Raw genomic sequence first — 6,125 nt, forward strand, 5'->3', positions numbered from 1 at the left:
TAGGCCACGCAGGCACCCTACGGCCCACCGGCTAGTGCACAAATCCGCACCAGGCCACAACCGAAGACACAGGTCACAGCCCTACACAACCGCCGGATCGCCGACAGTGATAAAAGTCAGGTCTGACGTTGCGATCGACATCGTCCGCGCCAGTGACGGCTCGGTGGTGGTGTTGCCCGCAACCGCGGTCACGTAGTGAAGCTCACGTCTCCTCGAAGCCCGACTGGTCGAACTTCAGCGTGTGAGCGTTCTCGGACACGGTGCGGATTTTGCTTTCGTCGAAGCCGGCCGCATCGGTCGCCTCGATTTCGATCTTGACGACGAGTTGGGTGCCAGTGTCGCGCAGATGGGAGATGACCTCCTCGACAACGTTCTTGAACTCCAGAGCGACTTTGTCAGCGCTGAGGGTCTTGACGCCGTAGAAGCGGGTCATCGGCGGTGGGAACGCGATGTCGATGGGTCGTTTCGGAGCGTCCGCGCCTGCCGATGTGCCTGTATCACCGGCGGTGGTCACCGGTGGGGGACGGACCTCGGTTTCGCGTTGCTTGACGGCGACATCGGGGCGCACCAGAAGCAGGGAGTCAGTTGCGGCCGGCGCTGCCCCGTTGTCGTCTGGTGTCCACAACCCGATGTAGCGGCCAGCCGCCTCATCGAAACCCGTTGCCAGCGCGAAGGCGTCCGTTTGCCAGATCAGCGGCATGTCGACGATGCCCTCGTCAAGTACCCGCCGGTCGCGCAGCCGCGGCATATAGGGGTACTGGCTGTACAGCCGCCACAGCGCCCCGAGGGAGACGTGGCCGTCCTTCCAGATCTGGGGCACCTTGCCGATCGCGAGCTTGATGGTCGCCGCGGCCTGGCGGATCGACAGGTCGCCGCCGTTGCCCAGCCGGCGAGACACCCGCTCAGCCAACGCAGGAGATTGCCCCTCGACCTTCGTCTCGCGGATCGCGAAGGGGGCGCCCGGATCAGGCTGAGTGGGTACCAGTGCCCACGTAAACGTCTGCAGCAGGCGGGAATTCACAGTGCCGTCGGCCTGGGTTTGACGTTGGGTTGCCTGGTTCTTCTGGTTCTGGGTCAGGTCGAGGTCGGCTTCGTTGGCCAGGACGTGCGTCCAGCCCAGGTAGTCACGCACCGCCGAGTCCAGCTCATCGAGACGCGCCTCGTCGGCCGCCAGGTAGACCAGCATGTTCCGGTTGGTCCGGTTGGCCGTCCCGCGGTGTTCGGTGGCTTGTTGGCCGAATTCTTTTGCCGGCGAGTCGGATCCCCGCTTGTGAGCGACCTTCGGGTGCAGGATGACCAGGCGTGCTTCGTCCGTATCGGGGATGTCGGCGTTGGATTCCGGGCACACGTGCAGGCCGGCGAAGTCGCCTCGGCTCTTGGCCTGACTCTGCAAGCGCCGCACAATTTCGGCCCACACGTCTTCCTTGTGCAGCCGCTCAGCCTGGTCCTTGGCAGTGCGAGTGATATTGGCCTGTAGGTCATACCAATACTTGCCCGAGCCCGAGTAGAAGTAGGTCGCGCGGTCGCCAAGCTGGGTCAGCGCCGAGTGAAAATTCCCCGGCACGTCCCCCGGGACGGCGGTGCCCAGAAACACCCGCTGCCGCTCCAGGCCCTTGTGGGCCGAGCCGATGGTCGGTGCCGCACCGAAAAACACTGTTCGAGCAAGGCGTTTGGTCAGTGACCGCTGACCAAACAGCGGTTTGGCCGTGTCGATGCGGGCGGGTTCAGAGTTGGGACCATCCACGTCCGCGTCGATGATCGCCTTCCACGAGTCCTGAAGATACTGCGTCAGCTCCGAATTCACATTCGAGGTCGCTAACGGAATCGAGCCGGGCATGATCAGCGGGCTGGCGTCCTCGCCCGTCCACAGCGCATGGATGACCGTGCTCATCAGTCGCAGCACGCCACGCGTGCGCTGGAAGCGCTCCAGCGACGACCACTCCTCGTACAGCCGGTCGAAGAGCTCCGGATGGATCGGATAAGTCCGCTTGATCCGGTCCTCGTACGCGGTATCGCGGGCCTCTCGCGGGAAATCGTCGCTGTACTTGCGGTACATCTCAACGTATGCCCGCGCGGTCGCCCCGATCGCCGCCAATGCCGTCGCATCGGGCTGCGTGAAAAGACGTTGTCGCACAATCTGATACGCCTCGGCCGATGACGCCGGGCGCCACTGATCCGCAACACGCCGCACAACATTCTGCAGCCGTTTCAGCGCCTCCAAGCCGTGGGCTCCACCGACCTCTTCGGCATTCCCGTCCACGATCTTGTCGCCGTCATCACCGGTCGACGACGCGGGGATGGAGATCACCAGCAGGACACCAGACGTGCCCTTCGCCGCCTCGGTCAGCGATTGCGCGAAGGTGAACTGGTCGTCGAAGGTACCGCCGGCCAGGTCGTCGCGGCCGACGAGGGAGCGTGCGTACGCTACCCACTCGTCGATCAGAATGACCGCCGGCGCGTACTTGGCCAGCAGTTCGTGCAGAGCCGTTCCGGGGTGCGTGCGGTCGGCATCGGCCTGCGCGACCAACGCGAAGGCCTCCGGCCCGCCCAGCTGCCAGGCAAGCTCGCCCCAGATCGTGTTGATCCGGGTCCCGTCGTCTTTGACGACGCCAGAGGGGCTGAAGTGGTTGCCGACGATCGCCACCCGGTTCACCTTGGTGCCGGTGTAACCGCTGGTGGTCAGCAGGTCCTGGGTGTCCTGCGGAAAGTTGCCGACGGGCAGCCCACATGCGATGTGCCACAGCGCCAACATCGAGTGGGTCTTGCCGCCTCCAAAGTTGGTCTGCAAGTTGATGACTGGCGGCGCATTGTCGTCACCGGAGAGCCGCCGCACAGCGCGGCCGATCAGGTCGACGAGACCTTCGGTCAAATAAGTGCGCTTGAAGAACTCGACGGGATCGGCGTAGTCGGCGTCCTGCTCACCGCCGAACGCAACCTTGTACAGATCGGCGGCGAATTCCGAGGCGGCGAAGTTGCCGGTGGCCACGTCGTCGTGCGGTGGCAGGACCTCACGCCAGGGCTTGAGGCCAGCGGATTCCGGGTTGTCGACGGCGGCTCTGAGGACCTTCTTGTCGTCCTTGTCGGCCGTGACCCGCCGCAGGTTCAGCCGGATGCTGCGGATTTCGTCTGCCACGGCAGCGGCGCCGATGAGCTTGAGCAGACGTTCCCCGGTGTCCAGTGCACGGTAGGCGTCATCATCGGAGAACGTGCTGCCGTGATGGGCCCAGGTGTTGCGGACCTCGCGCAGTTCGATGGCGTACGACTTGCCTGCCTTGCCCAGCGCCTCGTCGAACGGATACCAACCCTTGCGGTAGCCGCCGGTGATGTTGGCCTCGGTGAGCATGCGGAACTGAACCTGCGGATCGAGCGGCTCGTAGGTCTTCGTCGAGGGGGCGCCGTTCTTGAGGTCCTTACCCTGGACGAGTTTGGTCCACTCTGCACCCAATGACGGATTGCCTTGACCGACAATCGATGCGATGAAGTCGTCAAGGGCTGGTGCCATCGCGACGAACATGCGGTCGATGCGTTCACGGTTGCTGAGTGCCATGTCAGTTCAGCTTCCATTCGCTTTCTAGTTTGTTTGTGAGTTCTGCCTGCCGCTGCTCGATGACTGCTGGTGTCCACTCTTGATACCCGAGAACCTGCGTGGTCAGCGCGAAGATTGCGGCACCTTTGCGGCTGGTGAAGTACTTCGCCTTCTTGACATCGAAGTCGTAGTTCTGGGCCTCGCTGTTCTTCGTTCGGTTGAGCAGGAGGAGGTTGCCGATACGGTGCGTCCAGTAGGTACGCTCTTCCTCGGTGAAATCCTTGACCCATTGGCTGTCTGGTCGCGGATTCTGGGGGAGCACATGCTCGACCGTAATGATCTTGTGGGCATACGAGGCGCCCGGATTTGCCGCAATGATCGAATCGAGCCGCAGCAGAACGTATTTACGCACAGGGGTCACAAGATAAATCTCTCCGGAGATCCGCTCGCGCGTCTCCTTCTTCTCTTCGTCCGAGAGTCCGAAGGCCAACGATTCCAACCCGTCGCCCGCGTCAAGCTGTTTGAGGAGATCCAAGTACCTCAGCACACGGGGGGTCGTATAGACACGTCTGATCAGCAAACTCGCTGCGAGGCGTTCCAATCTGGTTAGAAACGCATTCAGGAATTCGGGGTCGTCGCCGTGGTTTTTCAGCGCCCACAGCGCTGGCGGGCGCCAGTCGGCGTTGTCGATCTGGACCAGTCGTTTGAGCCAAGCGTTGACACTGTCCCAGGTGCCGCCAGCGTCGAAGTCTTGATTGATCAAACGCTGGTCGGCCAACGCATACGGCTCAAGAAGGTTGTCGATGAATCCCGCACCATCCGAGGGCAGGTAGTTCGACAAGACCTGCTCGGGAAACTCCACGAGCAATCCGCGGACAGCTCGGGCCTTCGAGACGATCGTTCGGAGATAGAGGAACAACTCCCCGAACTCGTTGCGGCCCAGCTCCTGTTCGAGGTCTTCCCAAAGATCGGCGTAGGTTGCCCGGTCACCCTCCGCGATCGCGCCGATCACTTGCGACTTGAAGATGTCGGGCGGCGTGAGCGGCAGTCCACGTGAATTCATGACACTGAAGATTCGGTACGCGCTGTTCAAGTCCGGGGTGCTCACAACGACCAGGAACGTGCGCGACGCCATCATCACGAACAGCTTCTTGCGTTCTTCGGCTGTCCATGTTGACAACACTTCGTACAAGGCCTTCGCGTTGTCCCGGATCGCCTTTTGAGCATCGGTGCCGACTTGGTTGTCGCTCAGGCCGATTAGAGCCTCGATCGCTCCCGTCGTCTGGATATGTGTCCGAAAGAACTTCGCGTCGCGGGCCCTGAGTCGCAGGCGAGGGGTGGCGGCCCGATTGTCCCAGACCACCGCTGGCTCCTCGATGAACTTGTGGATGTCGGCCTGGAGTGCTGGGTCGGTCGCGAGGTCACGCAGCACTGCGAAAAGTATTGTCAGGGTGGTTAGTCGCTGTTGCCCGTCGATAACCTCGGACGCCGGTATTCCCTTCTCCTTGACGAGAACCACCGATCCCAGGAAGTAAGGCTCGTCGGTGTCTCGGTCTAACGATCCCTGCAGATCATCGAGAAGCTGGAGTGTTTCGTCCTTCCCCCATGCGTAAGGCCGCTGGTAGTCGGGGATGGTGAAGTCATACTCGGCGGTGAAGAGCTTGCCGAGTTGGACTTCACCTGCGTCGATCGGCTTAATCATCATCGTCCTCAAACTCGAACTCGCTCTGAAGGTCGCCATTGTTCTGGGCGCGTGCGGCCTCGCTGATTTCCGGCCAAGTCGTCACCAAGTTGTTGAAGCTGAGGGCGTCTTTGGTCCACCCGTTGCCCTCGGCTATGCGGAACAGTAGATGCGCGAGTTCCTTCAAGAGGTCGGCCTCGATTGCGCGGTCCTCTCGGCTCAAAGCGGACCGCAGGAAGTCGCCAGCCGCTGAAATACCGTCCTGCTCAAGGATTCTGATTAGGTGATGCAATGCTTCCCAGTTGCTGGTGTGCTGATCGGTGAGGACGTCGTACTCCGCGGCGAGGTCTGTTGGTCTGATCAACGCAACGTTCCCCGCGCGCGACTGTCAGGATCCCGTCTCGGTCCATGGTGTTCACGCTCGTGTTCCTGGCACGAGCGAGATTGTCGGCATCACCAAACTTTCCTGTCCCATAACCATGCTGGCGATACCAGGCGATGGCAAAACGTGAGGGCGCATCAAAGTCACCCTCCTGCTCGTTAAGTACCTGGTCCAAGATCTCGTTTATGCGCCCAAGCGCCGACCGAACCGTCATCTTGGTGCCGTCTGGCTCCAGCACTGCCGAATGTCGGCTAAAGACAGCCATGCCTGGTCCGATCGCCGCCTGCGGAAGATCCACCGGCGCGACCTTGCCTTGTTGGAGCTTGCGCAGTGCGTTCGGGAGTTCGCCTACAAGCGCACTGATGAATCCGCGTCTATCGATGGTTGGCGCCACCAGAGATCGTGGGCGCAGCGAAAGGACTCTCAATGAAGATGTCAAGCCGCCGACTTGGTGATCGGGGGTGATTCGGGTTGCCAGGTGCGGTTGTCACGGATGAGGGCGTAAAGGACGTTGGTACGGCGTCGCGCCAGGCAGA

Annotated in this window: 2 protein-coding genes and 1 pseudogene; all 3 read right to left on the reverse strand. The window is 61.8% G+C overall.

The genetic code is table 11. The annotated features are described in order from the left end of the window. Positions 1 to 202: 202 nt before the first annotated feature. Complete coding sequence (locus H7I87_RS18500) at positions 203 to 3,547, reverse strand: DUF499 family protein (protein ID WP_033727446.1); 3,345 nt, start codon at positions 3,545 to 3,547, stop codon at positions 203 to 205. Position 3,548: 1 nt separating this feature from the next. Continuing rightward, positions 3,549 to 5,231 carry a DUF262 domain-containing protein gene (locus tag H7I87_RS18505; RefSeq protein WP_264002812.1) on the reverse strand — a complete coding sequence of 561 codons (1,683 nt, stop codon included), beginning with the start codon at positions 5,229 to 5,231 and terminating at the stop codon, positions 3,549 to 3,551. After that, a pseudogene (locus H7I87_RS18510) lies at positions 5,221 to 6,028 on the reverse strand (DUF8807 domain-containing protein); the annotation flags it as partial. The pseudogene H7I87_RS18510 and the gene H7I87_RS18505, both read right to left, overlap by 11 nt. Between the last annotated feature and the right edge of the window lie 97 nt (positions 6,029 to 6,125).

Source organism: Mycobacterium timonense (genome assembly GCF_025821985.1).
GTDB classification, from domain to species: Bacteria; Actinomycetota; Actinomycetes; order Mycobacteriales; family Mycobacteriaceae; genus Mycobacterium; species Mycobacterium avium.